This is a genomic window from Streptomyces sp. NPDC091972, assembly GCF_044756385.1.
Lineage (GTDB): Bacteria > Actinomycetota > Actinomycetes > Streptomycetales > Streptomycetaceae > Streptomyces.
Map to the genome: position 1 here is coordinate 120,736 of NZ_JBIVSV010000008.1, position 26,640 is coordinate 147,375.

At 70.4% G+C, this 26,640-nt stretch carries 24 protein-coding genes, 2 pseudogenes and 2 riboswitches; of the genes and pseudogenes, 12 read left to right on the forward strand and 14 right to left on the reverse strand.

The genetic code is table 11. The features are described from left to right. Positions 1-78 precede the first annotated feature (78 nt). The 7 genes from ACIQJT_RS24340 to ACIQJT_RS24370 all read left to right on the forward strand — a co-directional run bounded on the left by ACIQJT_RS24340 (position 79) and on the right by ACIQJT_RS24370 (position 6,777). Positions 79-621, forward strand: coding sequence for an Lrp/AsnC family transcriptional regulator (locus tag ACIQJT_RS24340; RefSeq protein WP_365460638.1), 543 nt, complete (start codon positions 79-81; stop codon positions 619-621). A 19-nt stretch (positions 622-640) separates the two neighbouring features. Further along, positions 641-2,005, forward strand: coding sequence for an aspartate aminotransferase family protein (locus ACIQJT_RS24345; protein WP_365460636.1), 1,365 nt, complete (start codon positions 641-643; stop codon positions 2,003-2,005). A 190-nt stretch (positions 2,006-2,195) separates the two neighbouring features. After that, on the forward strand, positions 2,196-2,936 hold the full coding sequence (locus tag ACIQJT_RS24350) for an ABC transporter ATP-binding protein (RefSeq protein WP_402646716.1): 741 nt from the start codon (positions 2,196-2,198) through the stop codon (positions 2,934-2,936). Further along, positions 2,918-4,273, forward strand: a complete 1,356-nt coding sequence (locus ACIQJT_RS24355; protein WP_402646719.1) for a hypothetical protein — start codon at positions 2,918-2,920, stop codon at positions 4,271-4,273. The genes ACIQJT_RS24350 and ACIQJT_RS24355 overlap by 19 nt, the downstream gene beginning before the upstream one ends. A gap of 85 nt (positions 4,274-4,358) precedes the next feature. Then, entirely contained in the window at positions 4,359-4,778 is a 420-nt protein-coding gene (locus ACIQJT_RS24360) for a VOC family protein (RefSeq protein WP_402646722.1), read from the forward strand. A 37-nt stretch (positions 4,779-4,815) separates the two neighbouring features. Next, the gene (locus ACIQJT_RS24365) at positions 4,816-5,937 is read left to right on the forward strand and encodes an LOG family protein (protein WP_365460628.1); all 1,122 of its coding nucleotides are present in this window, start codon (positions 4,816-4,818) and stop codon (positions 5,935-5,937) included. Between the two features lie 141 nt (positions 5,938-6,078). Further along, a complete protein-coding gene (locus ACIQJT_RS24370) occupies positions 6,079-6,777 on the forward strand; it encodes an LAETG motif-containing sortase-dependent surface protein (RefSeq protein ID WP_402646725.1) in 699 nt (232 codons plus the stop codon). Positions 6,778-6,839: 62 nt separating this feature from the next. On the opposite strand, the gene ACIQJT_RS24375 is transcribed toward ACIQJT_RS24370, so the two are convergent. From ACIQJT_RS24375 to rlmN, 5 genes are all read right to left on the reverse strand, one after another. Beyond that, positions 6,840-7,616, reverse strand: a complete 777-nt coding sequence (locus ACIQJT_RS24375) for a maleylpyruvate isomerase family mycothiol-dependent enzyme (RefSeq protein WP_402646728.1) — start codon at positions 7,614-7,616, stop codon at positions 6,840-6,842. Positions 7,617-7,640: 24 nt separating this feature from the next. Further along, the gene (locus ACIQJT_RS24380) at positions 7,641-8,666 is read right to left on the reverse strand and encodes an ABC transporter ATP-binding protein (protein WP_402646731.1); all 1,026 of its coding nucleotides are present in this window, start codon (positions 8,664-8,666) and stop codon (positions 7,641-7,643) included. Beyond that, the gene (locus tag ACIQJT_RS24385) at positions 8,666-10,267 is read right to left on the reverse strand and encodes an ABC transporter permease (protein ID WP_402646734.1); all 1,602 of its coding nucleotides are present in this window, start codon (positions 10,265-10,267) and stop codon (positions 8,666-8,668) included. The genes ACIQJT_RS24380 and ACIQJT_RS24385 overlap by 1 nt, the downstream gene beginning before the upstream one ends. A gap of 44 nt (positions 10,268-10,311) precedes the next feature. Beyond that, the gene (locus ACIQJT_RS24390) at positions 10,312-11,385 is read right to left on the reverse strand and encodes a thiamine ABC transporter substrate binding subunit (RefSeq protein ID WP_402646737.1); all 1,074 of its coding nucleotides are present in this window, start codon (positions 11,383-11,385) and stop codon (positions 10,312-10,314) included. Continuing rightward, positions 11,382-11,489, reverse strand: a riboswitch (TPP riboswitch). Its footprint overlaps the gene before it by 4 nt. 23 nt (positions 11,490-11,512) lie before the next feature. Further along, positions 11,513-12,619, reverse strand: a complete 1,107-nt coding sequence (gene rlmN, locus ACIQJT_RS24395; protein ID WP_365460618.1) for a 23S rRNA (adenine(2503)-C(2))-methyltransferase RlmN — start codon at positions 12,617-12,619, stop codon at positions 11,513-11,515. Positions 12,620-12,775: 156 nt separating this feature from the next. On the opposite strand from rlmN, the gene ACIQJT_RS24400 reads away from it, so the two are divergent. Further along, positions 12,776-12,997 (forward strand): hypothetical protein, encoded by a 222-nt coding sequence (locus ACIQJT_RS24400; RefSeq protein WP_063790271.1) that lies wholly within the window; start codon positions 12,776-12,778, stop codon positions 12,995-12,997. Between the two features lie 134 nt (positions 12,998-13,131). Here the strand turns inward: ACIQJT_RS24400 and ACIQJT_RS24405 are convergent, their stop codons facing one another. The 5 genes from ACIQJT_RS24405 to rpsB form a co-directional block, all read right to left on the reverse strand. Beyond that, on the reverse strand, positions 13,132-14,301 hold the full coding sequence (locus tag ACIQJT_RS24405) for a phosphatidate cytidylyltransferase (protein ID WP_053848443.1): 1,170 nt from the start codon (positions 14,299-14,301) through the stop codon (positions 13,132-13,134). Then, on the reverse strand, positions 14,301-14,858 hold the full coding sequence (gene frr / locus ACIQJT_RS24410) for a ribosome recycling factor (protein ID WP_053848470.1): 558 nt from the start codon (positions 14,856-14,858) through the stop codon (positions 14,301-14,303). The genes ACIQJT_RS24405 and frr overlap by 1 nt, the downstream gene beginning before the upstream one ends. A 148-nt stretch (positions 14,859-15,006) precedes the next feature. Continuing rightward, on the reverse strand, positions 15,007-15,765 hold the full coding sequence (gene pyrH / locus ACIQJT_RS24415; protein ID WP_365460616.1) for a UMP kinase: 759 nt from the start codon (positions 15,763-15,765) through the stop codon (positions 15,007-15,009). A gap of 188 nt (positions 15,766-15,953) precedes the next feature. Continuing rightward, complete coding sequence (tsf, locus tag ACIQJT_RS24420; protein ID WP_402646742.1) at positions 15,954-16,790, reverse strand: translation elongation factor Ts; 837 nt, start codon at positions 16,788-16,790, stop codon at positions 15,954-15,956. Between the two features lie 134 nt (positions 16,791-16,924). Next, positions 16,925-17,827, reverse strand: coding sequence for a 30S ribosomal protein S2 (rpsB, locus tag ACIQJT_RS24425; RefSeq protein ID WP_365460613.1), 903 nt, complete (start codon positions 17,825-17,827; stop codon positions 16,925-16,927). 271 nt (positions 17,828-18,098) lie between these two features. On the opposite strand from rpsB, the gene ACIQJT_RS24430 reads away from it, so the two are divergent. Then, on the forward strand, positions 18,099-18,746 hold the full coding sequence (locus ACIQJT_RS24430; RefSeq protein WP_402646747.1) for a murein hydrolase activator EnvC family protein: 648 nt from the start codon (positions 18,099-18,101) through the stop codon (positions 18,744-18,746). A 46-nt stretch (positions 18,747-18,792) separates the two neighbouring features. Here ACIQJT_RS24430 and ACIQJT_RS24435 read toward each other — a convergent pair whose 3' ends face one another. The 3 genes and pseudogenes from ACIQJT_RS24435 to ACIQJT_RS24445 form a co-directional block, all read right to left on the reverse strand. Then, positions 18,793-19,350, reverse strand: coding sequence for a TetR/AcrR family transcriptional regulator (locus ACIQJT_RS24435; RefSeq protein WP_402647028.1), 558 nt, complete (start codon positions 19,348-19,350; stop codon positions 18,793-18,795). A 105-nt stretch (positions 19,351-19,455) separates the two neighbouring features. Continuing rightward, positions 19,456-20,298 (reverse strand): RNA polymerase sigma factor WhiG, encoded by an 843-nt coding sequence (gene whiG / locus ACIQJT_RS24440; protein ID WP_053848449.1) that lies wholly within the window; start codon positions 20,296-20,298, stop codon positions 19,456-19,458. Between the two features lie 243 nt (positions 20,299-20,541). Then, positions 20,542-21,018: pseudogene (locus tag ACIQJT_RS24445) on the reverse strand (DNA-processing protein DprA); the annotation flags it as partial. 129 nt (positions 21,019-21,147) lie between these two features. On the opposite strand from ACIQJT_RS24445, the gene ACIQJT_RS24450 reads away from it, so the two are divergent. The 3 genes from ACIQJT_RS24450 to ACIQJT_RS24460 are packed head-to-tail and all read left to right on the forward strand — an operon-like array spanning position 21,148 to position 25,297. After that, complete coding sequence (locus ACIQJT_RS24450) at positions 21,148-22,305, forward strand: tyrosine-type recombinase/integrase (protein WP_402646750.1); 1,158 nt, start codon at positions 21,148-21,150, stop codon at positions 22,303-22,305. Continuing rightward, the gene (locus ACIQJT_RS24455) at positions 22,302-24,770 is read left to right on the forward strand and encodes a tyrosine-type recombinase/integrase (protein WP_402646753.1); all 2,469 of its coding nucleotides are present in this window, start codon (positions 22,302-22,304) and stop codon (positions 24,768-24,770) included. The genes ACIQJT_RS24450 and ACIQJT_RS24455 overlap by 4 nt, the downstream gene beginning before the upstream one ends. 2 nt (positions 24,771-24,772) lie before the next feature. Further along, positions 24,773-25,297, forward strand: coding sequence for a DUF6262 family protein (locus ACIQJT_RS24460; protein WP_402646755.1), 525 nt, complete (start codon positions 24,773-24,775; stop codon positions 25,295-25,297). Positions 25,298-25,625: 328 nt separating this feature from the next. Then, positions 25,626-25,748, reverse strand: a riboswitch (SAM riboswitch). A gap of 215 nt (positions 25,749-25,963) precedes the next feature. Here ACIQJT_RS24460 and ACIQJT_RS24465 read toward each other — a convergent pair. Beyond that, positions 25,964-26,626 (reverse strand): annotated as a pseudogene (locus tag ACIQJT_RS24465) (DNA-processing protein DprA); the annotation flags it as partial. Positions 26,627-26,640: the final 14 nt, after the last annotated feature.

Consider the following 26,640-nt stretch of genomic DNA (forward strand, 5'->3'; position numbering starts at 1 on the left):
AGGCTGCGAAATCCGCAGGTCTCAGTCACGTAAACAACGAATTTCATCGCCCCGACCTTGCGAAACCGACGAGACGTCGTGCACAGTGAGCTCGTGGCCAGTCGAAGCGCAGACCCCAGGGACTCCCGTGAGTCCAGGAGCGAGACCAGGAGCGAGTCCAGGAACGGCAGCAGCCCGAACCTGGACGCCGTCTCCCTCGCCATCATCGAGCAGCTCCAGGAGGACGGCCGCCGCCCGTACGCCGCGATCGGCAAGGCCGTGGGCCTGTCCGAGGCGGCCGTGCGCCAGCGCGTCCAGAAGCTGCTCGACCAGGGCGTGATGCAGATCGTCGCCGTCACGGACCCGCTCACCGTGGGCTTCCGGCGCCAGGCGATGGTCGGCATCCACGTCGAGGGCGACGTCGAGTCCGTGGCCGACGCGCTGACCGCCATGTCCGAGTGCGAGTACGTCGTGATGACCGCCGGCTCCTTCGACCTGATGGTGGAGATCGTCTGCGAGGACGACGACCACCTGCTGGAGGTCATCAACCGCCGCATCCGGGCCATCCCCGGAGTGCGCTCCACCGAGAGCTTCGTCTACCTGAAGCTCAAGAAGCAGACCTACATGTGGGGAACCCGATAACCGTGAGGACCCGATAACCGTGAGCTCCAAGGACCTCAGCCGCACCGCGTACGACCACCTGTGGATGCACTTCACCCGCATGTCCTCGTACGAGAACTCCCCGGTCCCGACCATCGTCCGGGGCGAGGGCACCTACATCTACGACGACAAGGGCAGGCGCTACCTCGACGGTCTCGCGGGCCTGTTCGTGGTCCAGGCCGGCCACGGCCGCACGGAACTCGCCGAGACCGCGTTCAAGCAGGCGCAGGAGCTGGCGTTCTTCCCGGTGTGGTCCTACGCCCACCCGAAGGCCGTCGAGCTCGCGGAGCGCCTCGCGCAGCACGCGCCCGGCGACCTGAACAAGGTCTTCTTCACCACCGGCGGCGGTGAGGCGGTCGAGACCGCCTGGAAGCTCGCCAAGCAGTACTTCAAGCTCACCGGCAAGCCGACCAAGCACAAGGTGATCTCCCGCGCGGTCGCCTACCACGGCACCCCGCAGGGCGCCCTGTCCATCACCGGTCTGCCGGCCCTCAAGGCCCCCTTCGAGCCGCTGGTCCCCGGCGCCCACAAGGTGCCGAACACCAACATCTACCGCGCCCCGATCCACGGCGACGACCCCGAGGCGTACGGCCGCTGGGCCGCCGACCAGATCGAGCAGCAGATCCTCTTCGAGGGCCCGGACACCGTCGCCGCGGTCTTCCTGGAGCCGGTGCAGAACGCGGGCGGCTGCTTCCCGCCCCCGCCCGGCTACTTCCAGCGGGTGCGCGAGATCTGCGACCAGTACGACGTGCTGCTCGTCTCGGACGAGGTCATCTGCGCCTTCGGCCGCCTCGGCACCATGTTCGCCTGCGACAAGTTCGACTACGTCCCGGACATGATCACCTGCGCCAAGGGCATGACCTCGGGCTACTCCCCGATCGGCGCCTGCATCATCTCCGACCGCCTGGCCGAGCCGTTCTACAAGGGCGACAACACCTTCCTGCACGGCTACACCTTCGGCGGCCACCCGGTCTCGGCCGCGGTCGGTCTCGCCAACCTCGACCTGTTCGAGCGCGAGAACCTCAACCAGCACGTCCTCGACAACGAGGGCGCCTTCCGCTCGACGCTGGAGAAGCTGCACGACCTGCCGATCGTCGGCGACGTCCGCGGCAACGGCTTCTTCTACGGCATCGAGCTGGTGAAGGACAAGACCACCAAGGAGTCCTTCAACGACGAGGAGACCGAGCGCGTCCTGTACGGCTTCCTGTCGAAGGCCCTCTTCGACAACGGCCTGTACTGCCGTGCCGACGACCGCGGCGACCCGGTCGTCCAGCTCGCCCCGCCGCTGATCTCCGACCAGAGGACCTTCGACGAGATCGAGCAGATCCTGCGCGCGACCCTCACCGAGGCCTGGACGAAGCTCTAGCACTCGGCGGTTCAGCCGCTTGTACGACCCGGGGTGCCCCCGTCCGAGTGACAGGGGCGCACCCCGGGCCGTGTGCTGTACGACGTCCCGCCCCCGCCTCCTTAGCGTGCCTGGTAACCGATCGGCCCTGCTTTCGTTCCCCCGCTCGGGGGATTGCAAGGCACAACGGACCAGAACGAGGTGTACGCCCATGGAGGCCCCGCCGGACAACGATGTGCTCTGGGCACGCTCCCTGCACTTCACCCACCGCGACGGCTCGCCCGCGCTCCAGGGCGTCTCCCTGGGCGTGCGCGAGGGTGAGATCCTCGCCGTCGGCGGGCCGCGCGGCAGCGGCAAGACCGCCCTGCTCAGATGCCTGTCGGGACTCGCCCCGGCCCAGCGCGGCGAGGTCTGGTTCAACAGCGTGCCCGTGCACACCATGGGCCCGATGACCCGGGAGCGCCTGCGCCGCGACCGCTTCGGCTGGATCGACCCGGCCCCGGCGCTCGTCCCCGAGCTCAACGCCTGGGAGAACGCCGCCCTCCCCCTGATGCTGCGCGGCACCGGCCGCCGGCGCGCCCGGACGGCCGCCCTGGAGTGGCTGGAGCGCCTCGACATCGGCGACCGGACCCGCTGCCGCCCGCACGAGCTGACCCAGTCCGAACGCCAGCGCGTCTGCGTCGCCCGCGCCCTGGCCCCGGCCCCGTCGGTGCTGTTCGCGGACGAACCCACGGCCCCGCTGCACCGGGCGGACCGCGCGCACGTCCTGCGCACGCTCACCACGGCGGCCCGCTCCCACGGCATCACCGTGGTCCTGGCCACGCACGACCCCGACACCGCAGCCCTGGCGGACCGCACGGTCACCCTCCTGGACGGACGCCGGGTGAACACCGTGCACCTGCCCCCGATGGCCGACTCGGAAGGCCGCAGCGCGTGCTCGCTCTCCGTCTGACCCGGGGCGCCCGTCCCGCCGTGCACCTGCGCCGCCTCCTGGTGGCGCTCGCCTCGGCGGGCACGGGTTTCCTCCTGCTGTGCACCCTCGGCCACGCGATCAGCCATCCCGAGGACCCCTCGGGCGCGGTGCTCCGCCTGGCGTGGTGCCTGACTCCGCTGGCCGCGACGGTCCACTTCGCCCTGGCGGTCGCCCGGACCGACCCGGGCACCCGGCCCCGCCCCGGACTCTCGGCGATCGGTCTCGGCCCGGGCCGCCTGATGGCCGTCACCGCCACCACGACGGCCCTGTCCTGCACCCTCGGCTCGATGCTGGCGCTGCTCTTCTTCCTCCACCTGCGGGGCGACCTGACCGGCATGCCCTTCGACGGGGCGGCTGCGGACTTCCTGGCGGCGGACGCCCCCCTGCCGCTGCCGGCGGCCCTGACCCTGCTGGGCCTGGTCCCGGCGATCGCGTCGGTGACGGTGGGACTCGTCCTGCGGCCACGGGACGACAGACCGGCCACGGCGAAGCGGGAGGCGAGGTCGTACGGCCGCTTCGGCGCGTACGGCAGGACGACGGCGAGGGAACCCTTCGGGGCGTACGGCCGCCTCCGCGCGCGCCGGACCGCAGGGGAGCCCGCCGCCGGCCGCGAGGCATCCCCGGCGGCCGCGGAGACGGGCGGGAACACCGCCGTGGCGGCCCCCGCCGAGGACGACCGGACCGAGAGCCCGGCGGTCCTGCCCGCCCCCCGGGAGGCACCCAAGGGCCTCCCCTGGGGCATCGCGGTGCTCGCCGCGGGCCTGGCCGTGGAGGCCTACGCCAACCGTCAGGGCGGCACCCCCGCCACCCCTCTGCCCGGCGGCCTCGCGGGCACGCCCTCCGTCCTCGTCGGCTGGCTGCTCACCGCCGCGGGCCTGGCCGTCGCCGGCCCCGGGCTCACCCACCTGTGCGGCCGGCTCCTCCAGTCCACCCGGCCCGGCGCCCTCCGCCTCCTCGCCGGACGCGTCCTCATGGCCGAGGCCACCCGTATCGGCCGCCCCCTGGGCATCGTCTGCGCGGTGGCCTCCGGCGCCTATGCCATGGCCACGCTGTACGACCCCACGGGTCCCGAGATGGGACCCCTCACCACCCTCGGCCTGCTGCTCGTGTCGAGCTGCACGATCGCCACGCTGCTCACCGCCGCCGTGGAGGCGAAGCAGGCCAGGTCGGACACCACGGCCGCGCTCGTCCGCCTCGGCGCCCCCGCGACCATGCTCCGCAGCGCGGCCGCCCTGCGCGCCGGTGCCCTGCTCGCCCTCTTCGGCCCGCTGACCCTGGTCGTGGCCGAGCTGGCGGCCCTGCCGCTGACCGGCTGAAGAAAAATCCCGCGGCAGCGATGAGTTGTGCCGCGCTCGTCCGTCTACCCCCGCGTACAGCACGCACCCGATGGGAGAGACTCCGATGACCACGCCGGCGTACCAGCAGATGATCTTCGTCAACCTGCCCGTGAACGACCTCGACGCCTCGAAGAAGTTCTACACGGAGCTCGGTTACCCGCTCAACGAACAGTTCAGCGACGACAAGGCGGCCTCCGTCGTGATCAGCGAGACGATCGTCGTCATGCTGCTCACGAAGCCGTTCTACGCGACGTTCACCAAGAAGGAGATCGCGGACGCGACGAAGACCAGCCAGGTGCTGCTCTGCCTGAGCGCCGAGAGCCGCGCGAAGGTGGACGAGCTGGTCGAGAAGGCCGTCGCCGCCGGGGGTACGGCCAACGACGACGTGCAGGACCAGGGCTTCATGTACGGCCGTTCCTTCAACGACCTCGACGGCCACGGCTGGGAGGTCGTGTGGATGGACCCGGCGGCGATCCAGGGCTGATCCCCGGGGCCGGGAGCCGGCGTGCGAGCATGGGCGGGTGCAGACGAGCCCCGCCCACGCGGCACACCACGACGACCGTGAGATCGAGACGCTCGAGGAGTTCGACGCGGTCGTACCGGCCCGCGGCACCCTGGCCGGTTTCCGGGTCCAGTCCGTCGATCTGACGGACCGCACAAGGGAGTTGCTGGCCACCGACACCGCGGGCGCCGTCTTCCTCGGCTGCCCGATGCGGGAGAGCGCGGCGGAGAAGCTCCGCACGGACGGCGCCCTGGTCTTCCCGCCCGTCCCGCACCTGCCCTTCGACCCGTACCGCGGACTGCTCTACTCCCCGGACGAGTTGTTCGACGGGCTGGAGAAGGGCTACGAGCAGACTCCCGACGCCCTCGCCTACGCCTGGTTCCAGCGGACCAAGGCCGACGGCGACATATACGCGTCGATGCTCCGCTCCATCCACGACGACGCCGTCTCCGACGCCCTCGACGAACTCCTGCGCGGCGCGCGGGTCGTGGGGGTGATGGGCGGCCACGCGATGGCCCGCGGCACCGAGGAGTACGCCGGTGCCGCCCGCCTCGGCCGCGAACTGGCCCGCGCCGGGCTCACCGTGGCCACCGGTGGCGGACCGGGCGCGATGGAGGCGGCCAACCTCGGCGCCTACACGGCCCCCTTCGAGGACGCCGCGCTCGACGAGGCGTGCCGACTCCTGGCCACGGCACCATCGTTCACGCCCTCGATCACCGACTGGGCGCGCGCCGCCTTCGAGGTCCGCGCCCGCCGGCCCCGGGGCGGCCTTTCCGTCGGCATCCCGACCTGGTTCTACGGTCACGAGCCGCCGAACGCCTTCGCCTCGCACATCGCCAAGTACTTCGCCAACGCCACCCGCGAGGACGGCCTGCTGGCCCGCTCCAACGCGGGTGTGGTGTTCCTGCCGGGCGCCGCCGGCACCGTGCAGGAGATCTTCGACAACGCGACGCCCAACTACTACGAGTCGCGCGGCGAACCGACTCCGATGGTGCTCGTGAACCGCGCGCACTGGACGGAGAAGCTGCCCACCTGGCCGCTGCTCCAGGCGCTCGCGCGGGAGCGGTCGATGGAGGCCCGAATCGCCCTTGTTGACCGGATCGAGGACGCTCCGGCGGCGCTGAAACGTCTCGCCGGGTAATAAGAAGGCAAAGCCAACGGCTGTAAGGCGCCTACACGTTGACACTTCTTATGCAGCGCTTATAGACCTGTGAGACTCCTGGGGATGGTGATGTCACATCACCACCTCGTCAACCCCCCGCATTTGCGCACCCCGTGAAGGATGAACGTGGCATTCACGCCCATATCCCGCCGCACCTCCCGCGCCGCGCGCTTCCTCGGCGTCGCCGCCGCCTCGACGGCGATCGTGCTCAGCGCCTCCAGCAACGCCCTTGCCTGCAACATCAAGGAGTTCTCCGCCGAGGCCAAGTGTGACGGCGAGAAGGGTGTCATCACCGTCACCGACGTGGACAGGGCCGGTGTCGAGGCCACCGTCTCCGTGTACCTGCAGAACAACGGCGCCGACGCCAAGAAGGTCGGCGAGCAGAAGGTGAAGGGCTCCAAGGAGGGCACCACCATCACCTTCGCGGAGGACTGGGCGCCCAACGCCGAGTACCGCATCCACGTCGAGGCCCTGCCCTACATCAAGGGCGAGGACATCAAGCCCAACCTGACCACCCCGGCGACCGCCTGCAAGACCGAGGACACGCCGACCCCGACGCCCACGCCCACGCCGTCGGACTCCGCCAGCACCCCGGCCGAGGAGTCCCCGACCCCGACCCCGTCGGCCTCCGAGGGCACCACCGCCCCGGCGCCCGCCGAGAGCAACGCCCCGTCGCCCGCGGCCGGCGACTCCAACCTCGCCGAGACCGGTGCGAACTCCAACACCGGCCTGATCGCGGGCATCGCCATCGCCCTCGTCGCCCTCGGCGGCGGCGCGGTGTTCTTCGGCCTGCGCCGCCGCGGCGCCGGCAGCCGCTGACGCCGTACCTGAACAACAGCTGTGGCCCGTCCCCGGTCCGGGGGCGGGCCACAGCCGCGCTGTCACCCGAAGGTGGCCCGCTCCAGCCAGAACTCGAGCAGCTCCCGGTCCCCCAGGATCTCCAACTCGGGGCTGTCCAGCGGCAGTCGGCGGTAGAAGGCGAGCAGGACGGCGGTCAGTGGCCCGCGCAGGGCGACGGTCGCCTTCTCGTGCCCGTGCCGCCAGACGATGACGTCCTCGGTGAGCTCGACCACCGTTCCCCAGGTTCCGTCGGTGGCGTGCAGGTGGATACTGCGCCCGGGGCCGCGCAGCTCCCCCGCCGCGTCGTCCGGCACGGTCCGCTGCGCGAACTCCACGATCTGGAGCCACTCGTCGACGGCGTCGGCGGCGATGTCCGCGGCGACCTCGTAGGGGTGCCCGGCGGCGAGTGCGGCGTCGGCGCGGTGAACGGTCAGCTCGTGGGTCATCCGACGGGCCCAGAATCCCGACGTGGGAAGGCCGGCCCAGGACCACACGGGGGCGTCCGGGCCGGCCTCCCGGAGCGCGGCGACGAGCATCTCGCCGGTTTCGTCGAGCCACGCGTCGAGAGCGCCGACGTCCTTCGGCCCCTCACCCGAGGGCACCCGGTCCTCGGGCACTTCCGCCCGCGCCCGGGTCCGCACCATCAGCTCCACCCAGCGCAGGGCACCACCGGTGTGCCGCACCAGTTGCTCCAGCGACCAGTCCGGGCAGGTCGGGACGGTCGCGGACAGATCGGCACCGGAGGTCACCACGGCCCTCAGCAGACCCACCTGGTGGGCGATCTCGTCGCAGTAGCGGTCGTGCGGGAGCGGCGTCATGCCCGCACCCTAGGCCCGCCCCCGTCAGTCCAGCACCACGATTTCGGCCGGGTCGAACCCCACCCCGACCTCGTCCCCCACCTCCGGCGCCTCCCGCAGCGCACACGCGGCCTCCAGCCGCGGCCCGTCGCCTCGCACGGGGTGCAGGTGGACGGCGACGTGCGTGCCCTTGAAGGTGCGCGCGGCGACCGTGCAGCGCAGTCCCTCGTCGGCGGCCACGAGCCGTACCCCCGCGGGCCGCACCAGCACGCTCCGGGCCCCCTGGGCGGCTCCGGAGGGCACCGGCACCTTGCCCCACGGCGTGTCCGCAGCCTCGCCCGTCACCGTCCCCTCCACGACGTTCTCGAAGCCGAGGAAGCGGGCCACGAACTCGTCCGCCGGCCGCTGCCACACCTCCAGAGGCGTGCCGGACTGGGCGATCCGGCCCTCCCGCATCACCACGACCCGGTCGGCGAGCGCGAAGGCCTCCCCCTGGTCGTGGGTGACCGCGAGCACGGTGGTGCCCAACCGCCCGAACAACTCCCGCAGTTCGACGACGAGCCGTTCCCGCAGCGACCGGTCCAACTGCCCGAGCGGTTCGTCGAGCATCAGAAGCCGGGGCCGGGGGGCGAGCGCCCGGGCCAGCGCGACCCGCTGCTGCTCACCACCGGAGAGCGAGGCGACGGCCCGCCGGGGAGCGCCAGGAAGACCGACGAGGGCGAGCAACTCCCGTACCCGCTCGTCCTGCTGTGCCCTGGACACCCCGTGCATCCGCAGTCCGAAGGCCACGTTGGCACCCACGTCCCGCTGCGGGAACAGCTGGTGGTCCTGGAACATCAGTCCCACCCCCCGCTTGTGCGCGGGCACCCCGCCCTGGTCGCGCCCGTCGAGCAACACCCGCCCGGAGTCCAGCGGCTGGAGCCCGGCCACGGCCCTCAGCAGGGTCGACTTCCCGCTCCCGCTCGGCCCGAGCACACACACGATCTCGTGCTCGGCGACGTCCAGACCGACCCCGTCGAGGACGGCCCGCCCGCCGAACCGGACCGTCGCGTCCGCAAGGCTCAGCAGCATCAGAACTCCCCGGTCCGGTCGGTCCGCAGCCGTTCGAGCACCAGCAGCGCCACCGCGCACACCACCATCAGGATCGTCGAGAGGGCCATCGCCTGGCCGTAGTTGAGGTCCCCGGCCCGCCCGAGCAGCCGGGCCACGGCGACCGGCAGGGTCGGGTTGTCGGGCCGCGCGATGAACACGGTCGCCCCGAACTCGCCCAGCGACACGGCGAAGGCGAAGCCCGCCGCGATCAGCAACGCCCGCCGCACCATGGGCAGGTCGACCTCCCGCCACACCCGCCACGGCGAGGCCCCGAGCACGGCGGCGGCCTCCCGCAGCCGGTGGTCCACGGCCCGCAGCACGGGCAGCATGGTCCGCACCACGAACGGCACCCCGACCAGCGCCTGCGCGAGCGGCACCAGGATCCAGGACTGCCTGAGGTCCAGCGGCGGCTCGTCCAGGGAGATCAGGAACCCGAAGCCCACGGTCACCGCGGACACCCCGAGCGGCAGCATCAGCAGCGCGTCGAAGCCCCGTACGAACCGCCCCGCGTCCCGCCGTGTCAACGCGGCCGCGGCGAGCCCCCCGACCGCCACCGCGATGCCGGTCGCGGCGAGGGCGTACTCCAGGGAGTTCCCGACCGCCTCGATCGGCGCGACGAGGAAGACCCCGCCGTCGCCGTGGGTCAGCGCCCGGTAGTAGCCGAAGTCGGGGGCGTCGAGGGACCGCTGCACCAGCACCGCGAGCGGCAGCACGAGGAGTACGGCGACACAGCCCACGACGGCGGCCAGCAGCCCCCATTCCCCCGCCCCGCGCGGCCGCCGGGCGGTCACGGACGCGTCCACGAGCCGCAGCGCGGTCTCCCGGCGCCGCACGGTCCACGCGTGCACGGCGAGGACCGCGCCCACCGCGACGAACTGGATGAGCGTCAGCACGGCGGCCGTGGACAGGTCGAAGATCTCGGAGGTCTGCCGGTAGATCTCCACTTCGAGGGTGGAGAAGGTCGGCCCGCCGAGGATCTGCACGACTCCGAAGGAGGTGAACGTGAACAGGAAGACCATCAGCGCGGCGGCGGCCACGGCGGGTGCGAGGGCGGGCAGGGTGACCGTCCGCCAGGCCCTGAGCCGGGACGCGCCCAGCATCCGCGCGGCCTCCTCCTGGCGCGGGTCCAGTTGCGCCCACAGTCCGCCGACGGTCCGTACGACGACCGCGTAGTTGAAGAAGACGTGCGCGAGCAGGATCGCCCACACGGTGGTGTCCAGCCGTACGCCCCACCACTCGTCGAGCGGTCCGCCCCGGCCGACGAGCGCCAGGAAGGCCGTACCGACGACGACCGTGGGCAGCACGAAGGGGACGGTGACCACGGCCCGCAGGACCTGCTTGCCGGGGAAGTCGAAGCGCGCGAAGACGTACGCGCCGGGGAGCGCGATCAGGAGCGTAAGCGCCGTGGAGGCGAGCGCCTGCCAGGTGGTGAACCACAGCACGTGCCGGATGTCCGGCTGGGCGAGGACCTCGGTGATCCTGCCGAACTGCCAGGTCCCGCCGGTCTTGAGCCCCCGGGTGACGATCGCGGCGACGGGGTAGGCGAAGAAGACGGCGAAGAACGCGACGGGCACGGCCATCAGACCGAGCCGCGCCGCCGCGTTGTGGAACGGCTTGCGGGGCCCTACTTCAGAACCAGCGAGGTCCACGACTTGACCCAGTCGTCACGGTGGTCGGCGATCTTCGCCGGGTCCATGGTCTCGGGATCCTTGGCCTGCGGACCGTACTGCGTGAACTCGGCGGGCACCTGGGCGCCCTCGACGACCGGGTACACGAACATGTTGAGCGGCATGTCCTGCTGGAACTCCTTGGTGAGCAGGAAGTCCAGGAACGCCTTGCCGCCCTTGCTGTTCTCGGCGTTGCTCAGCAGTCCGGCGTACTCGGTCTGCCGGAAGCAGGTGCCGTCGACGACCCCGGTGGGCGCGGTCTTCGGCTTCGGATCGGCGTAGATCACCTCGGCGGGCGGCGAGGAGGCGTACGAGACGACGAGCGGCCGGTCGGCCTTGGCCTTCTTGCCTCCGGCCGACCCGGAGAACTCCTCGTTGTATGCCTGCTCCCAGCCGTCGACGACCTTGACGCCGTTGGCCTTGAGCTTCTTCCAGTAGCCCTCCCACCCGTCGTCCCCGTACTTCGCGGCGGTCCCGAGCAGGAAGCCGAGACCCGGCGAGGAGGTGGAGGCGTTCTCGGTGACGAGGAGGTTCCTGTAGGCGGGCTTGACCAGGTCGTCGTACGACGTCGGCGGCGCGAGCTTGTGCTCGGTGAAGTACGCCTTGTCGTAGTTGACGCAGATGTCGCCGGTGTCGACGGGCGTGACCTTGTCGCCGTCGACGCGGTATCCCGCCTTGATCGTGTCGGCGCCCTTGGCCTCGTACGGCTGGAAGAGACCGTTGTCGAGCGCGCGGGAGAGCAGGGTGTTGTCGACGCCGAAGAAGACGTCGCCCTGCGGGTTGTCCTTGGTGAGGATGGCCTTGTTGACGGCCTGCCCGGCGTCGCCGTCCTCCAGGACCCTGACCTTGTAGCCGGACTTCTTCTCGAAGTCGGCGAGGACGTTCTTGGAGACGGCCCAGGAGTCGTGGCTGACCAGGGTGACGGTCTTGGACTCGGAGCCGGTGTCGTCGTCGTCGGACGAGGACCCGCACGCGGACAGCGTGACAAGGCCGAGGCCGACGACGGCAGCGAAGAACTTCTTGTTGTTCACGGTGATGACCGAACTTCCTACCCAGAATGACCTGGGCGAGGTTCAGAGGGTCTGCGGCCCGATCGCCGCACTCTCAGCGCTGTCGCGCTCCCCTGTCGGATATGAAGATGTACGTACGGACGTCAGACTACCGCTCGGTGGCGGCGAGCTGACCACAGGCCCCGTCGATCTCCTGCCCACGGGTGTCCCTGATGGTCACCGGCACCCCGTGGGCGGCGATGGCCTCGACGAACGCCTTCTCGTCCTCGGGCCGGGAGGCCGTCCACTTCGACCCCGGAGTGGGGTTCAGCGGGATGAGGTTGACGTGCACGGGCTTGCCCTTGAGCAGCCGCCCGAGCCGGTCCCCGCGCCACGCCTGGTCGTTGATGTCCCGGATGAGCGCGTACTCGATGCTGAGCCGCCGCCCGGACTTCTCGACGTACTCGAACCCGGCGTCGAGGACCTCGCGCACCTTCCACCGCGTGTTCACGGGGACGAGGGTGTCGCGCAGCTCGTCGTCGGGCGCGTGCAGGGAGATCGCGAGCCGGCACTTGAAGCCCTCGTCGGAGAACCGCTGGATGGCGGGCACGAGCCCCACCGTCGACACGGTGATGCCGCGCTGGGAGAGCCCGAGCCCGTCGGGGGCGGGATCGGTGAGCGCGCGGATGGCTCCGACGACCCGCTTGTAGTTGGCGAGCGGCTCACCCATGCCCATGAAGACGATGTTGGACAGCCGCGCGGGCCCGCCCGGAACCTCTCCGTCCCGCAGCGCCCGCATCCCGTCCACGATCTGGTGGACGATCTCGGCGGTGGACAGATTCCGGTCCAGCCCCGCCTGCCCGGTGGCACAGAAGGGGCAGTTCATCCCGCACCCCGCCTGCGAGCTGATGCACATGGTCACCCGGTCCGGGTACCGCATGAGCACCGACTCCACGAGCGTCCCGTCGAACAGCCGCCACAGCGTCTTGCGCGTGGTCCCCTGGTCGGTCGACAGATGCCGTACGACGGTCATGAGCTCGGGAAGCAGCGCCTCCTGGAGCTTGCCGCGCGCACCGGCCGGGATGTCCGTCCACTCCGCCGGGTCGTGCGCGTACCGAGCGAAGTAGTGCTGCGAGAGCTGCTTGGCGCGAAACGGCTTCTCCCCGATCCCCGCCACGACCTCCTTGCGCTCGGCAGGAGTGAGATCAGCAAGGTGCCGCGGCGGCTTCTTGGCTCCGCGGGGGGCGACGAAAGTGAGTTCTCCGGGTGCAGGCATAACCCTTCCAGTGTGGCAGATCAATGCGGGGAGCCCGGGCCGGAGCGGGGTGGGGGTGGTCACCTGGGGGTGCGGACCGTCGGCGTTGGCCGGCTCGGACGGCCCGAGGGGCGTGCCCGCGGGTGGGATGATCGCTCCGGAGGGGTGCGGGTGGACATGCTCGAACTGATGGAGTGGCTGGCCGAGCGCGGCGTCACGACCGTGTTCAAGGTCGACGGTGACCGCATGGTGGAGCGCCGGGCGGCATGGATGGTCATCGTCAGCGGAGGGGCCCTCGGCGAGGACTCCTTCTTCCGTGCCGATCTGGCCAGGCCGGACGCATGCCTGGATGCGTTGCTCGCTCACCTGGAGAGCAAGGGGCTGTCCCCGTTCGCGTAGGCCTTCGCCGGTGCCGGTCTGCCGGGCGTCGCAGTACCGCCGAGGCGCGGGCGCTCTCCCCGGGGAAGACGGGCCTGACGACGCGGCCCCCACCCTGAGAACAGGGCGGGGGCCAAAGAGCAGTACGGACGGAGTCAGCCCGAGCCCACGAACAGCACCAGCAGCAGCCACACCACCGGCGCCGTCGGCAGCAGGGAGTCCAGGCGGTCCATGATGCCGCCGTGGCCCGGCAGCAGCGTGCCCATGTCCTTGATGCCGAGGTCCCGCTTGATCATCGACTCGCCGAGGTCACCCAGCGTCGCGCTGGCCGCGACCGCCAGCCCGAGCAGCAGGCCCTGCCACCACGCGCCGTCGTCGATCAGGAACTCCATGCACAGCGCACCCGCGGCCATCGCGAACGCCACCGCTCCGACCAGGCCCTCCCGGGTCTTGCCGGGGCTGATGCGCGGCGCGAGCTTGTGGGTGCCGAAGCGCCAGCCGACCGCGTAGGCGCCGGTGTCGCTGACGACGGTCAGGAGCAGGAAGGTCAGGACGCGTGCGGCCCCGTCCTCGGCCGTCAGCATCATCGCGACGAAGGTGGCCAGGAACGGGACGTAGAACGCCGCGAAGACGCCCGCCGTGACGTCCTTGAGGTAACCCTCCGGCGGTTCCGTCATCCGCCAGACCAGGACCGCGAGTGCCGTGAGCGCCATGGCGACCCACGCGCCCTCCGCGCCCCGGACGTACCCCGAGACGACCATCGCGGCCCCGCCGAGCGCCAGCGGCACGAGCGGCGCCTTGATGCCCTTGCGTTCCTCCAGCCGCTTCGTCAGCTCCCACAGCCCGACCACGACGGCGACCGCTATCACGCCGACGAACGCGGCCTTGACGAAGAACAGCGACGCGATGATCACGACGCCGAGTCCGACACCGACCCCTATGGCCGCACCCAGGTCCCGCCCCGCGCTCTTCTTCTGCGGCGCGGGCGCCGGCTGCGAGGAGTCGGGCATGGGCTCCGGATTCTGCGTCTGCGGTGCCGCCGCGTAGGGCTGCGCCGATGCGGTGTCTTCACGGAACGTCCCGTGGCGGGACGCCTCGTCGCGGAACAAGGGACCACTCAGCCGAGCGGCCCCCCGGTCGTCATCCTGGGCGTCGCCGTACGGGGGTACGGCGGGTCCGTCGGGCACGATGGGCATGGGCCGAGTGTGCTGCGCGTCATGCGCATCGTACGCGGGACCCGCCGGGGCGGCCCCCTGGACAGGCCCCTGGTCGGACGGCCCCCAGTACCCGGCGTGGGGCGGCGTCGCCCAGGAAGAGTCGTTCATCAGACCTCGAGAAGCTCCGCTTCCTTGTGCTTGAGGAGCTCGTCCACCTGAGCGACGTACTTGTGCGTCGCGTCGTCGAGCTCCTTCTCCGCACGGCGGCCCTCGTCCTCGCCGACCTCGCCGTCCTTGACGAGCTTGTCGATCGCGTCCTTGGCCTTGCGGCGGACCGAGCGGATGGACACGCGCGAGTCCTCGGCCTTGCCCCGGGCGACCTTGATGTAGTCGCGGCGGCGCTCCTCGGTGAGCTCGGGGAACACCACTCGGATGATGTTGCCGTCGTTGCTCGGGTTGACGCCCAGGTCGGAGTCGCGGATCGCCTGCTCGATGTTGCGCAGCGCGGACTTGTCGAACGGGGTCACCACGGCCATGCGCGGCTCCGGCACGGAGAACGAGGCCAACTGGTTGATCGGCGTCGGCGCGCCGTAGTAGTCGGCCACGATCTTGTTGAACATCGCCGGGTGCGCCCGCCCGGTACGGATCGCGGCGAAGTCCTCCTTGGCGACCACGACGGCCTTCTCCATCTTCTCCTCGGCCTCGAGGAGGGTCTCTTCGATCACCACTTGCTCCTGCGTGTCTTGAGTAGGCCCGGCTGCTGTTCCATGTGCGTGGGGGCGGCGGCCGGCTGCGTCGCGTCTTCTTCCTGCACGGTTCCCGACCGGCAGGACATTGTCCATCCCCCGGTCAGGGACCGGGGACATCCCCGGGTCAGTCCCGGCTGCCCTGCTCACCCACAAGCGTGCCGATCTTCTCACCCTTGACGGCTCGCGCGATATTTCCCTCCGCCAGGAGCTCGAACACCAGGATCGGGAGCTTGTTGTCGCGGCACAGCGTGATGGCGGTGGCGTCGGCGACCTTGAGGTCACGGGTGATGACCTCGCCGTAGCCGAGGGCGTCGAACTTGACGGCGTCGGGGTTGGCCTTCGGGTCGGAGTCGTAGACCCCGTCCACGCCGTTCTTGCCCATGAGCAGCGCCTCGGCGTCGATCTCCAGGGCGCGCTGCGCGGCGGTGGTGTCGGTGGAGAAGTACGGCATGCCCATACCGGCGCCGAAGATGACCACGCGGCCCTTCTCCAGGTGGCGCACGGCACGCAGCGGGATGTACGGCTCGGCGACCTGGCCCATGGTGATGGCGGTCTGCACCCGGCTGTCGATGCCCTCCTTCTCCAGGAAGTCCTGGAGGGCGAGGCAGTTCATCACGGTGCCGAGCATGCCCATGTAGTCCGAGCGGGCCCGGTCCATGCCGCGCTGCTGGAGCTCGGCACCCCGGAAGAAGTTGCCGCCGCCGATGACGACGGCGATCTCGGCGCCGTCCCGGACGACGGCGGCGATCTCGCGGGCGATCTTGTGCACCACGTCGGGGTCCACACCCAGGCCCCCGCCACCGGCGAACGCCTCTCCGGACAGCTTCAGCAGAAACCGGCCGCGTACTTTGCCGTCGTCGCTCTTCTGGGCCTTGGTGGTCATGGGGATCCCGCCTCTTTCACCTGTTGCACATACGAAGAAGGCCACTGCCGGTGGGAACTGGTTCGCATCCCATGCGCGGCAATGGCCTCCTCGTCAGATCTGCTGTCGTCCGCCACGCGCGTGCGTGGCGGCGTACCGGACGACTGCTGACGACCCTATAGGGCCCGCGCGTCGCTCGCGGTACGGACTCAGATGCCGACCTTGATGCGCGTGAAGCGCTTCAGGGTGACACCGGCCTCGTCCAGGACCTTCTGGACCGACTTCTTGGGGTCGAGCGCGTACGGCTGACCGAGCAGCGTGGCGTCCTTGAAGAAGCCGTTGACGCGACCCTCGACGATCTTGGCGATCGCGGCCTCGGGCTTGCCCTCGGCGCGGGTGGTCTCCTCGGCGATGCGGCGCTCGGACTCGACGACCTCGGCCGGCACGTCCTCCTTGGAGAGGTACTTCGGCGCGAAGGCGGCGATGTGCTGGGCGACACCGCGCGCGGTCTCGGCGTCCGGCTTGTCCAGCTCGACGAGGACACCGATCTGCGGGGGCAGGTCGGGCATCGTGCGGTGCATGTACGCGGTTACGTAACCGTCGGCGAACTGCGCGAAGCGGTCCAGGACGATCTTCTCGCCGAGGTTGGCGTTGGCCTCGTCCACGTACGCCTGGACGGTCTTGCCGACCTCGATCTCGGAGGCGAGCAGGGCCTCCAGGTCGGCCGGGGAGGTCGCGGCGACGTGCTGCGCGATCTTGTCGGCGACGGCCTGGAACTTCTCGCCCTTGGCGACGAAGTCGGTCTCGCACTTGAGCTCGACGAGGACGCCGGAGGAGTTGTCGTCGGCGATGATGGAGACCACGGCGCCGTTCTCGGCGGAGCGGCCCTCGCGCTTGGCGACGCCCTTCTGGCCCTTGATCCGGAGCGCCTCGACGGCCTTCTCGACGTCGCCCTCGGCCTCGTCCAGCGCCTTCTTGCAGTCCATCATGCCGGCGCCGGTGAGCTCACGGAGCTTCTTGACGTCGGCGGCGGTGTAGTTCGCCATGAGTCTGTGAATCTTTCTCGAAGTCGGGAGATCTGCCCGATCCACGATCCACGGGAAGGTGTGGATCGCGAACCTATGGGTGAACGGCGGGAGCGAACCGGATGTCGGCCGCTCCCGCCGTCAACGCTGACTGATCAGGCCTGCTCGGCCTCGGCGGCGGGAGCCTCAGCGGGGGCCTCGGCAGCGGCCTCGGCCGGAGCCTCGGCGGCCGGGGCCTCGGCAGCGGCGGGCGCCTCGGCGGCGGGCGCCTCCTCGGCCTTCTTCTCGCCGCCCTCGAGCAGGTCGCGCTCCCACTCGGCGAGCGGCTCGCCCGCGGCCTTCTCGCCCTTGTCACCGGTGGCGACGCGCGAGCGGCTGATGAGGCCCTCGGCGACGGCGTCGGCGATCACGCGGGTGAGCAGGGTGACGGAGCGGATCGCGTCGTCGTTGCCCGGGATCTTGTAGTCGACCTCGTCGGGGTCGCAGTTGGTGTCGAGGATGGCGACGACCGGGATGTTGAGCTTCCGGGCCTCGCCGACCGCGATGTGCTCCTTCTTGGTGTCCACGATCCAGACGGCGCTGGGCACCTTCTGCATCTCGCGGATACCACCGAGGGTCTTCTCGAGCTTGGCCTTCTCACGCGAGAGGACCAGGAGCTCCTTCTTGGTCAGACCCGAGGCGGCGACGTCCTCGAAGTCGATCTGCTCGAGCTCCTTGAGGCGCTGCAGACGCTTGTAGACGGTCGAGAAGTTGGTGAGCATGCCGCCCAGCCAGCGCTGGTTGACGTAGGGCATGCCGACGCGGGTGGCCTGCTCGGCGATGGCCTCCTGCGCCTGCTTCTTCGTGCCGACGAACATGACCGTGCCGCCGTGGGCGACGGTCTCCTTGACGAACTCGTAGGCGCGGTCGATGTACGACAGCGACTGGAGCAGGTCGATGATGTAGATGCCGTTGCGCTCCGTGAAGATGAAGCGCTTCATCTTCGGGTTCCAACGACGGGTCTGGTGACCGAAGTGGACGCCGCTCTCCAGCAGCTCCCGCATCGTGACGACGGCCATGGCCGTTCTCCTTGGTTTTCTCGGTTGTACCGCGGGAACCGGAGGGCTCCCGCGCCTGACGCCCGCGACGCGCCTTGCCGCAAAGGACCGAGAGGCGCTGACACCGACCGCTGACGGCCTGATGTCGGGGCGTGCGAAGTCGACCCGGTGACCCGGATCGCCAGAAGAAGTGTACGGGACCGGCGGGGCACCGGGTGACGCCGCTGTCCACAACCCGCAAGTACTCCACAGGTCCCCGCCGTTCCGCGGCCGGTTGCGGCACGGTTCGGGGATGCGAGCGAAACGATGTGCGGGGTACGGGCCGGGCTTGCCGCCGGTCCTGGCGGCGCTGGGGTTGCTGCCGGTGCTGGGAGTGCTGCTGGTCCTGGCGGTGCTGCCGCCGCGCCCGCCGGCCCCGGCGACCCCGCTGGAGCCGGCGGGCACGGACACCTCGGTGCCGGTGGTGGGGCGCACCTGGCCGGTGGGCTCCCGCCCCGCGGTCCTGCGTGGCTGGGAACCCCCGGCGACGGTGTACGGCCGCGGTCACCGGGGCGTGGACCTGGCGGCACCCGCGGGCACCCCGGTTCGGGCGGTGGCGGCGGGCCGGGTCTCCTTCGCGGGCCGGGTGGCGGGAAAGGGAGCGGTGTCCGTGGCACTGACGGGGACGGACCTCCGCACGACTTACGAACCGGTGACGGCGTCGGTGGACAAGGGCGCCGAGGTGGAGGCGGGCGAGGTGATCGGCACGGTGGACCCGACGGGCTCCCACTGCACGACTGCCTGCGTCCACTGGGGTTTGAGACGGGGCGAGACCTACCTGGACCCCCTGTCCCTGCTACCGCCCTGGCTCCTGCGCAGGGGGCCGTCGAGGCTGCTCCCCGTCCTGGGGGTTCCGCTGCCGCAGCTGCGGGCTGTGGTGCCGCCGGGGTGGCGCAGGTGAGCACTGTGGCACCAGGCGAGCGCCGGCGAGCGGGCCCACCCCGCGCTCAGCCCCGCACGCCCCGCAGCGCCATGGAGACCGCGGCCTCGGTGATCGCCGAGGGCTCTTCCGCCGCCCCCAGCTCGATCCTCCGCACCGCCGCGTCCACGACCCCCTGCACCAGCATCGCGGCGAGCCGGGGCTGCGCGTGCCCCATCTCCTCGAGCGCCGAGACGATCATCGCCACCAGGCCCCCGTGCGCCGCCCGGATCTTCTCCCGCGCCCCCGCGTCCAGCTCGCTCGCGGAGATGGCGACGACGGCCCGGTGCCGCCGGTCGCCCACCAGCGCCAGCTGCTGTCGCACGTACGCCTCGACCTTGCCCTCGGGCGAGGGCTGCCGCTCCATCGCGGCCGACACCTCCGCGGCCCACACCGGGAAGTCGACCTCGCACAGCTCCTCGACCACGGCGGCGCGCGACCGGAAGTACTCGTACACGGACGACCGCGCGAGTCCCGTCCGCTCGGCGAGGGCCGGGAAGGTCAGCGCCTCCGTACCGCCCTCGGACAGCAGAGAGCGAGCCGCGTCCAGCAGGGCGGCTCGCTGCATCGACCGGTGCTCGGCCACGGAGGCCGCTCGAATCCTTGGCACGTCAACCACTGTACGGACGGACCGGTGCCGACGGGAGTCACTCCCTGCGACCAACCCCGGCCGGGAGCCCGTCAGGCCAGGTCAGCGGCCGAAACTGGCCAGCTTCGCCCGCAACTGGAGCACGGACTTGGTGTGGATCTGGCTGACCCTGCTCTCGGTCACCCCCAGCACGTTGCCGATCTCGGCGAGCGTGAGGCCCTCGTAGTAGTAGAGGGTCACGACGGTCTTCTCCCGCTCGGGCAGCGTGTTGATGGCGCGCGCCAGGAACCGTCTGAGCTCGCGGTCCTCGGCGACCTCCACGGGGTTGTCCGCGGCGGTGTCCTCCAGCGTGTCCATGAGGCTGAGCCGGTCGCCGCCCTCGCCGCCGACGTGCAGCAGCTCCTCCAGCGCCACCACGTTGGCCAGCGACAGCTGGCTGAAGACCGCGTGGAGATCGTCGACCGCGATGCCCAGCTCGCCGGCCACCTCGCCCTCCGTCGGCGTCCGCCGCAGCCGCGCCTCAAGGGTCGCGTACGCCCGCTCGACGTTGCGCGCCTTCTGCCGCACGGACCGCGGGATCCAGTCCAGCGCCCGCAGTTCGTCGATCATCGCGCCCCGGATCCGGGTGATCGCGTACGTCTCGAACTTGATCTCCCGGTCGACGTCGAACTTCTCGATCGCGTCGATGAGCCCGAAGACCCCCGAGGAGACGAAGTCCGCCTGCTCGACATTGGGCGGCAGGCCCACGCTCACCCGCCCGGCGACGTACTTCACGAGCGGTGAGTAGTGCAGGATGAGCTGCTCTCGCAGCCGCTCGTCTCCCGTGGCCTTGTACGACCGCCACAGCTCCTCGAGCGTGGAGGGAGCGGGCGGCCGCACGCTGCCACCGTCACGGGCGGCCGCGGGGATCGCCGCCCGGTCGGACCCGGAAGTGTGCTGGGGCATTCGTCGCCTTGTGCCGTTCTGCCGTGAAGTACGCGTTGTACGTGAAGTGCGTCGGAATCCCCGTGAGCGTAGCGTGACTGAAGCGTCGCAGTGCGCAAACAGCGTGCCGGGACCCGCGCGCGGACGCGTTCCGCGGGCCGCTTCCGCGAGGCGGATTCGTCGCTCTGTGTGATCAACGGAACACCCCAACTGCGAGATTTCCCAAGGGTGTCGGGGTTAGCCCGGACGGCCGAACACGCTCGGTCAGCACGGGCTGCGGCCGCCCCGGACGGAGATCATCGCCTGGCGTGTCAACTTCCAGCCGTCGCCGTGTCGTTCGACGTAACCAAGTGCACGGAGTTCGTACAGTCTCGCGACGGCGTCGTCCCGCGTCGTCTGCGCACCGCGTGCGATCTCGTCCGCGCCTGCCTCCCGCCGTCCGGGCAGCGCGGACAGGACCCTGCGCGCCGCCGGCTCCAGCAGGTCGCGCGGCAGCACGGGTCCGCGCCGGTCGGGCGCCAGCTCCCCCATGTCGCCGACCAGCTCCACGACTTCCGCGGCGTCCGTGACCAGCGTGGCGTCCCCGCGCAGCAGCTCGTGCACCCCGGCGGACAGGCTGCTGGTGGCCGGCCCGGGCACCCCCATCGTGTGCCGGCCCAGACGCTGTGCCGCGCGGGCGGTGACCAGGGAGCCGCTGCGGTGGGCGGCCTCGACCACCACGGTGCCGCGGGTGAGGGCGGCGTTCTTTGGGGGAACGGCCGCCGTGGTGTGACGTTGCTCTGACTCCCCTCGTTGAGCCTCGCGGCTTCGATCTGTAGGGGTGTGGCTCTGTGGCGGATCGTTGCATTCGCTTCAGCGCAAGGGGTACACATGCGGGCCTTCCCCGTGAAGATGCCGTCCGGTGTCCGCTACTGGACGGTGGTCGACGACCACTTCCACGTAGTTCCGATCGTCGACCAATGGCTCCGGCACCTTCTATTCGGCAGATCCCGGGCCGAGTTGACGACATACGCGTACGCGATCTCCGCCGCCCTCTACCTTCGGTGGTGCCTCAAGACCGGCCGGGACTGGAGGGTGGCCGCCCGGGATCTCGGCCTGTTCGTCGTGTGGTTGAGGCACACGAAGTCGACGGACGGCGACACGCTCCTGCTGGGGCCGGGAGCCAAGCCGGCCCGAGGTGACCGGCGGATCAACAAGGTCCTGTCGGCGGTGCGAGGCCTGCTGACCTTCGCCGTGTCCGTCGGTGAAGCACCGTCGACCGTGCTCGGGCAGATCTACGAGATCGCGGACGGTCGGGATCTCCCCGAGGAACTACAGGGCGAGAACGGTCTCGCGATGCGCATCGGCGTTCAGCACCGGTTGCAGGAACCCGAGACGGAAGTCGACAGGGCCACCGACGCCGAGGTCGTCGCGCTGTTCAAGGCATGCCGAAACGCCCGCGACCGACTCATCGTGCTGCTGCTGGCCCGCGTCGGCCTCCGCCGGGGCCAGGCCGCCGGCCTGCACCGGAGCGACTGCCATCTCCTGATGGACTCGCGGGCACTCGGCTGCGACGTCCCCGGCGCCCACATCCACGTCGTCCGCCGGCGGAACCCCAACCAGGCATGGTCGAAGTCGAAGAAGTCGTGGGTCCAGCCAGCCGACTTCCTCGTGGTTCAGGCTTACGACCAGTACATCGACGAGCGTCACGAACGACTCGGCACGGGCGGCAGCGACCTGCTCCTCGTGAACGAGTTCCGCGAGCCCCTCGGGGCACCGATGCCGCCCGGCGCGATCAACGAGCTCCTGGAGGAACTCGGCCGCAGGGCCGACCTGGACAGGCCGGTCGCTCCCCATATGCTCCGGCATGCCATGGCGGGCAACGCAGCCGACGCCGGCGCGACCGAGGACGAGCTCCAGGCCCTGCTGGGCCACAAGCACCCGAGCTCGCAGCGTCCCTATCGCCACCCCTCCCACGATCGGCTGCGGGAAGCAGTCAGGCGAGTGCCGTCGCCTCGGTCTCTCGTCCACCGGGACGGCGACCAGTGATCCAGGCACCTCTCCTTACTCCCGAGCTTCCGGCGGACCCGCGGGAAGCCCAGCTGGTCGACGCACTGGAGCCGTCGTTCCTCAAGCTCGTGAGCTGGGACTGGAACCACCGCGTCGTCATCTTCCCCACCGACCACTCCGTGCTGGTGGCGCCGCTCTGCGAAGTCATCGGCTGTGATCACCGGGCCGCCCGCCGGGGCATTCGGCTCTGCAACGGCTGCTACTACCGCTGGAAACACGACGGGCAGCCCGCGCTGGACAACTTCGTTCAGCAACCGCACCAGAACCATCGCGGCATCGGCATCGGTGACTGCGCCGTCGCAGGCTGTCCGCGCCCCTGGCAGGACCGCACGAGCACGCTCTGCGCCACCCACGAACACCGCCGGAAGATCATCCTGAAGCTGCCGCTGGAGGAGTTCCTCCAGCACCCGGACGTCGGGCCCCTGTCGAGCTTCGGCCCGTGTCTGGCGACCTCGTGCTACCGGGACCGGATCGGGCCGCGGACGCTCTACTGCCAGTCCCACGGCAACCGCCTGCGGGTTCTCCAGCGCCAGGGGCCGGTCGACGAGGAACGCTGGCGCCGCACAGTCTCGGCGGTGGCTATCGGAGGAGAGGTCAGCCTTCGGGGCCTGCCGGATCTCGTGGTGACCGAGATCCTCTACGGCCTGCAATGCCGCACGGCCAAGGGCGCCAGGACCGGGCCCTACAACGTCAGGCCGGTGGCCGACTTCGCCCGCGCCAAGGAGGTCAACTCACTGCTGGAGCTGGCCCATTCCGGGCCGGGGAAGACCGCGCTCCAGGTGCTGAGGATGTTTCAGACGTCCGTACAGCGTCTCGGTCTCACGCCGGAGAGCGAGCGGCTGAAGGACGTCTGGGACATGACGGCCTTCGGCGGGACCGGCACGCTCGACTTCAGGAAGATCACCCAGCGGCCCCTGCGCGAGGCCACGAAGGTCTGGTGCTACAACACCTTCCCGAAGCGGCGCGGGCAGGGCGTCCGCGGCACCAGCCAGAACGAGATCAACGCGGTCGCCCGGCTCTCCAAGAGTCTTCGGCTCCAGCGTGAGGACGGCGGCGAGGTCGTCGCCGCGCTGGTGCGCCAGGACATCGTCAACTACCTGAACCGGCTCGGGTTCCTGGTCGAGGCCGGGAAGATCAGCCGTCACAAGCAGTGCGGCGACGCCCGCATCGTCCGGCGAGTCCTGAATCGCTGGCGCACGCTCGGCCTGACCAGGGCCGGGGAGATCCTTGAAGGCCTGCCTCCGGACTTCGCGCTGAGCGCGGAGGACATGCCCGACGACCCCGAGGACAGCGAGGCCGGCAAGGACTTGCCCATCGAGGTGATGCGGCAGCTCTGCGACCAGCTCGACCTGCTCGAACAGGGCAGCTCACGCGAGGTCCGCATCGCCGTCGAGGTCCTCATCGACACCGGGCGGCGGCCGGCCGAGGCGTCCAAGCTCCCCTACGACTGCCTTGAGCGGGACCCCGACGGTTCATGGGTCCTGATCTACGACAACCACAAGGCACAACGGCTGGGACGGCGTCTTCCGATCGCGCAGCCCACTGCCGAGCTCATCATCAACCAGCAGGAGCGGGTCCGCGGCCGCTTCCCGACCACGCCGGTCGCCGAGCTGGCGCTCTTTCCTGCTCAGGTCGCCAACCCCGACGGGATCAAGCCCCTCAACCCCAACACCGTCTCCGGCGCCCACCGGGCCTGGGTCGAGGAGCTGCCCGAGTTCGTCATCCCCACCATGGTCGAGGTCGACGGCCAGCCGGTCGTGAAGCTGCTGCCGTTCGACAAGGCCAAGATCTTTCCCTATGCCTACCGGCATTCATACGCCCAGCGACACGCGGACGCCGGCATCCACCCTGACGTGCTGCAACGGCTTATGGATCACCGGCAACTCACCACAACTCAATGCTATTACCGCGTTCGGGACGAACGACGCCGCGAGGCCGTCGACCGTGTCACCGCGATGCAGTTCGACCGGCACGGCAACCGGATCTGGCGGGACGTCCACTCGCTCCTCGACTCCGAGCGCGACCGCCGGTCCATCGGCGAGACCAGCGTGCCATACGGCGTCTGCACCGAGCCGAGCAACGTGGCCGCGGGCGGAAACGCCTGCCCCATGCGCTTTCGCTGCGTGGGCTGCGGCCACTTCCGCACGGACGTCTCCTACCTCCCCGACCTGGAGAACTACCTCTCCGACCTGCTGCGAAGTCGCGAAAGGCTCATCAGCACCTTCGACGCCGACGAGTGGGCACGCTCGGAGGCAATGCCCTCGGACGAAGAGATCCGCCGCGTCCGGCGTCTCATCGCTCGGGTCAAGGAAGAACTCGACGACCTGACACCGGACGAACAAGCCCAGATCAAGCAGGCTGTCCAGGTCGTCCGCTCCAGCCGCTCCGTGATGCTGGGCATGCCCCGCATCGGCCTGCCTCCCGAAGAACTACGAGGTGCGTGATCATGAACTCCCCGATGATCGAAGGACGGCGGGCCGACTCCGCCCGCCGCCGGGAACGGGTCGTCAAGGCCCTCAACGAAGCGATCAGGCAGGGCGACTCGCTCAGCGTCTCAGCCATCGCACGGCGGGCCGGCGTCGACCGCACGTTCTTCTATCGGCACCGCGACTTGCTGGCCCAGATCCACGCTGCCGAAGCCGCACCCGCCGTCGGGCTGGAGAGCGGCACCCAGGTGACCCGGGCGTCCTTGCAGGCCGACCTGGCCAACGCGCAGGACCGCAACGTCCGGCTCAGCGCCCGGGTCCGGCAACTCGAAGACCGGCTCTCCGAACTCCTCGGTGACCAAGCCTGGAAGGAATCCGGGCTCGGCGCGACGGCGGACATCGAAGAACTCCAGCGCCAGATCGTCCAGTTGGAGCAGACGAACGTGGAACTCAACGGACAGCTCGAAGAACGCCAGGCCGAGCTCGATGCCGCCCGCGGCGCGAACCGTGAACTGACGAGGGCGCTGAATCAAGCACGCCCATGACAACAGGGCGCCAGGCACCAGCTCAGACTCTGATGAGCGAGTAGTCACGTCCTTCGGTTTCGCGACCGAGTCGAACTGACCCGCTCGGACGCCGGCTCGTGGTTGGCCCACTTCGCGAGCGCCACGACCAGGTTGAGCGTCCTCTTATGGACCCTCTCAGGCAGGACAGGCCATGCCAACCACGTCGGCGCGAGACACACCGTGACCGTGACAACCGGCACAAGTCGCACCGCAACTACCAAGAACGTCGCCAGGGGGCGAGCAACACGGGACCCAGTCGACAGGATGAGAGATGACGACAAAGCAGGCACTGCGGGTGTCCTCAATGTGAAGGCTCCTGCCGCGCACCACAACACTGCGCGACCTGGTCTTCACCCGGGGCACCCCACCATCGCCACGACAGAGGGTTGCCGGACAGCGGGCCGGGGCCTGATCGCTGCCACTCGTGACCTATGCATTCGAATGCTACCCACCGTCCTTCGGAGGTGAAACGGAGCAGGCGCGAACGACCGAAACCCACTGGCGGGACTCGGTCACCCTCGTTTCACCCTCACCGGTGATGGCGCAACACCTGTTGCACTGGATACTGTCGATCACGCCGACGCTGAGCTGCACAAACGCTGAGCACGATGCCTCGCGGCGGTCGTTATCCCCCACAGAACTGAGGATCACCCTGTTGCGCTGCACGAATCTGCTGGGCGTCGGATGATCGCCGGGCGGCAACTCCCCGACCACCAGGCCCTGTTCCGCGATCCTGCCGATCAACTGGGTGTGTCCGCGCGGGTAGGGCCGGTCGACCCCGCAGGCCAGGACGGCGACGGTGGCACCGCCCGCGCCGAGGGCACCGCGGTGGGCGGCGCCGTCGACCCCGTAGGCCCCGCCGGACACGACGACCCACCCCAGCTCGGCGAGGCCGGTGGCGAGCGTGGCCGCCATGTGGGCGCCGTACTCGGTGCAGGCCCGGGCGCCGACGAGGGCGACGGATCTGAGCGCCCACATCCGCAGGCTGGGCCGCCCCCGTACCCACAGCCCGAGCGGGCGGGCGTCCCCGAGGTCGTCGAGCTGCCCCGGCCACTCCGCGGCGCCGGGGACGACGAACCGCGCGCCGGCCTCGTACGCGACGGCGAGGTCCCGGCGCGGCTCGGCGACCCGGGCCCGCGCCCGCATTCCGCTCCACCGTTTCCCGCTCACCCCGGGCAGTGGCTCCCCGCACCCGCGCAGCCACCGGGCCACCTCCCGCACGCCCCGCTCCCGGACCCACCGCCCCACGGCCTCGTCGCCGGGCTCGACGACCCGGGCGAGGAGGACGCGGTCGAGCAGTTCGCCGTCGGGTTCGTCGCCGG

Coding starts and splice junctions, on each gene's coding strand:
- ACIQJT_RS24350 (WP_402646716.1), top strand. CDS start 2,196: ATGGAGGCCCCGCCGGACAACGATGTGCTCTGGGCACGCTCCCTGCAC.
- ACIQJT_RS24360 (WP_402646722.1), top strand. CDS start 4,359: ATGACCACGCCGGCGTACCAGCAGATGATCTTCGTCAACCTGCCCGTG.
- ACIQJT_RS24370 (WP_402646725.1), top strand. CDS start 6,079: ATGAACGTGGCATTCACGCCCATATCCCGCCGCACCTCCCGCGCCGCG.
- ACIQJT_RS24375 (WP_402646728.1), bottom strand. CDS start 7,616: ATGACGCCGCTCCCGCACGACCGCTACTGCGACGAGATCGCCCACCAG.
- ACIQJT_RS24380 (WP_402646731.1), bottom strand. CDS start 8,666: ATGCTGCTGAGCCTTGCGGACGCGACGGTCCGGTTCGGCGGGCGGGCC.
- ACIQJT_RS24385 (WP_402646734.1), bottom strand. CDS start 10,267: ATGGCCGTGCCCGTCGCGTTCTTCGCCGTCTTCTTCGCCTACCCCGTC.
- rlmN (WP_365460618.1), bottom strand. CDS start 12,619: ATGCCTGCACCCGGAGAACTCACTTTCGTCGCCCCCCGCGGAGCCAAG.
- ACIQJT_RS24400 (WP_063790271.1), top strand. CDS start 12,776: ATGCTCGAACTGATGGAGTGGCTGGCCGAGCGCGGCGTCACGACCGTG.
- ACIQJT_RS24405 (WP_053848443.1), bottom strand. CDS start 14,301: ATGAACGACTCTTCCTGGGCGACGCCGCCCCACGCCGGGTACTGGGGG.
- pyrH (WP_365460616.1), bottom strand. CDS start 15,765: ATGACCACCAAGGCCCAGAAGAGCGACGACGGCAAAGTACGCGGCCGG.
- tsf (WP_402646742.1), bottom strand. CDS start 16,790: ATGGCGAACTACACCGCCGCCGACGTCAAGAAGCTCCGTGAGCTCACC.
- rpsB (WP_365460613.1), bottom strand. CDS start 17,827: ATGGCCGTCGTCACGATGCGGGAGCTGCTGGAGAGCGGCGTCCACTTC.
- ACIQJT_RS24430 (WP_402646747.1), top strand. CDS start 18,099: ATGCGAGCGAAACGATGTGCGGGGTACGGGCCGGGCTTGCCGCCGGTC.
- whiG (WP_053848449.1), bottom strand. CDS start 20,298: ATGCCCCAGCACACTTCCGGGTCCGACCGGGCGGCGATCCCCGCGGCC.
- ACIQJT_RS24450 (WP_402646750.1), top strand. CDS start 21,148: ATGCGGGCCTTCCCCGTGAAGATGCCGTCCGGTGTCCGCTACTGGACG.
- ACIQJT_RS24460 (WP_402646755.1), top strand. CDS start 24,773: ATGAACTCCCCGATGATCGAAGGACGGCGGGCCGACTCCGCCCGCCGC.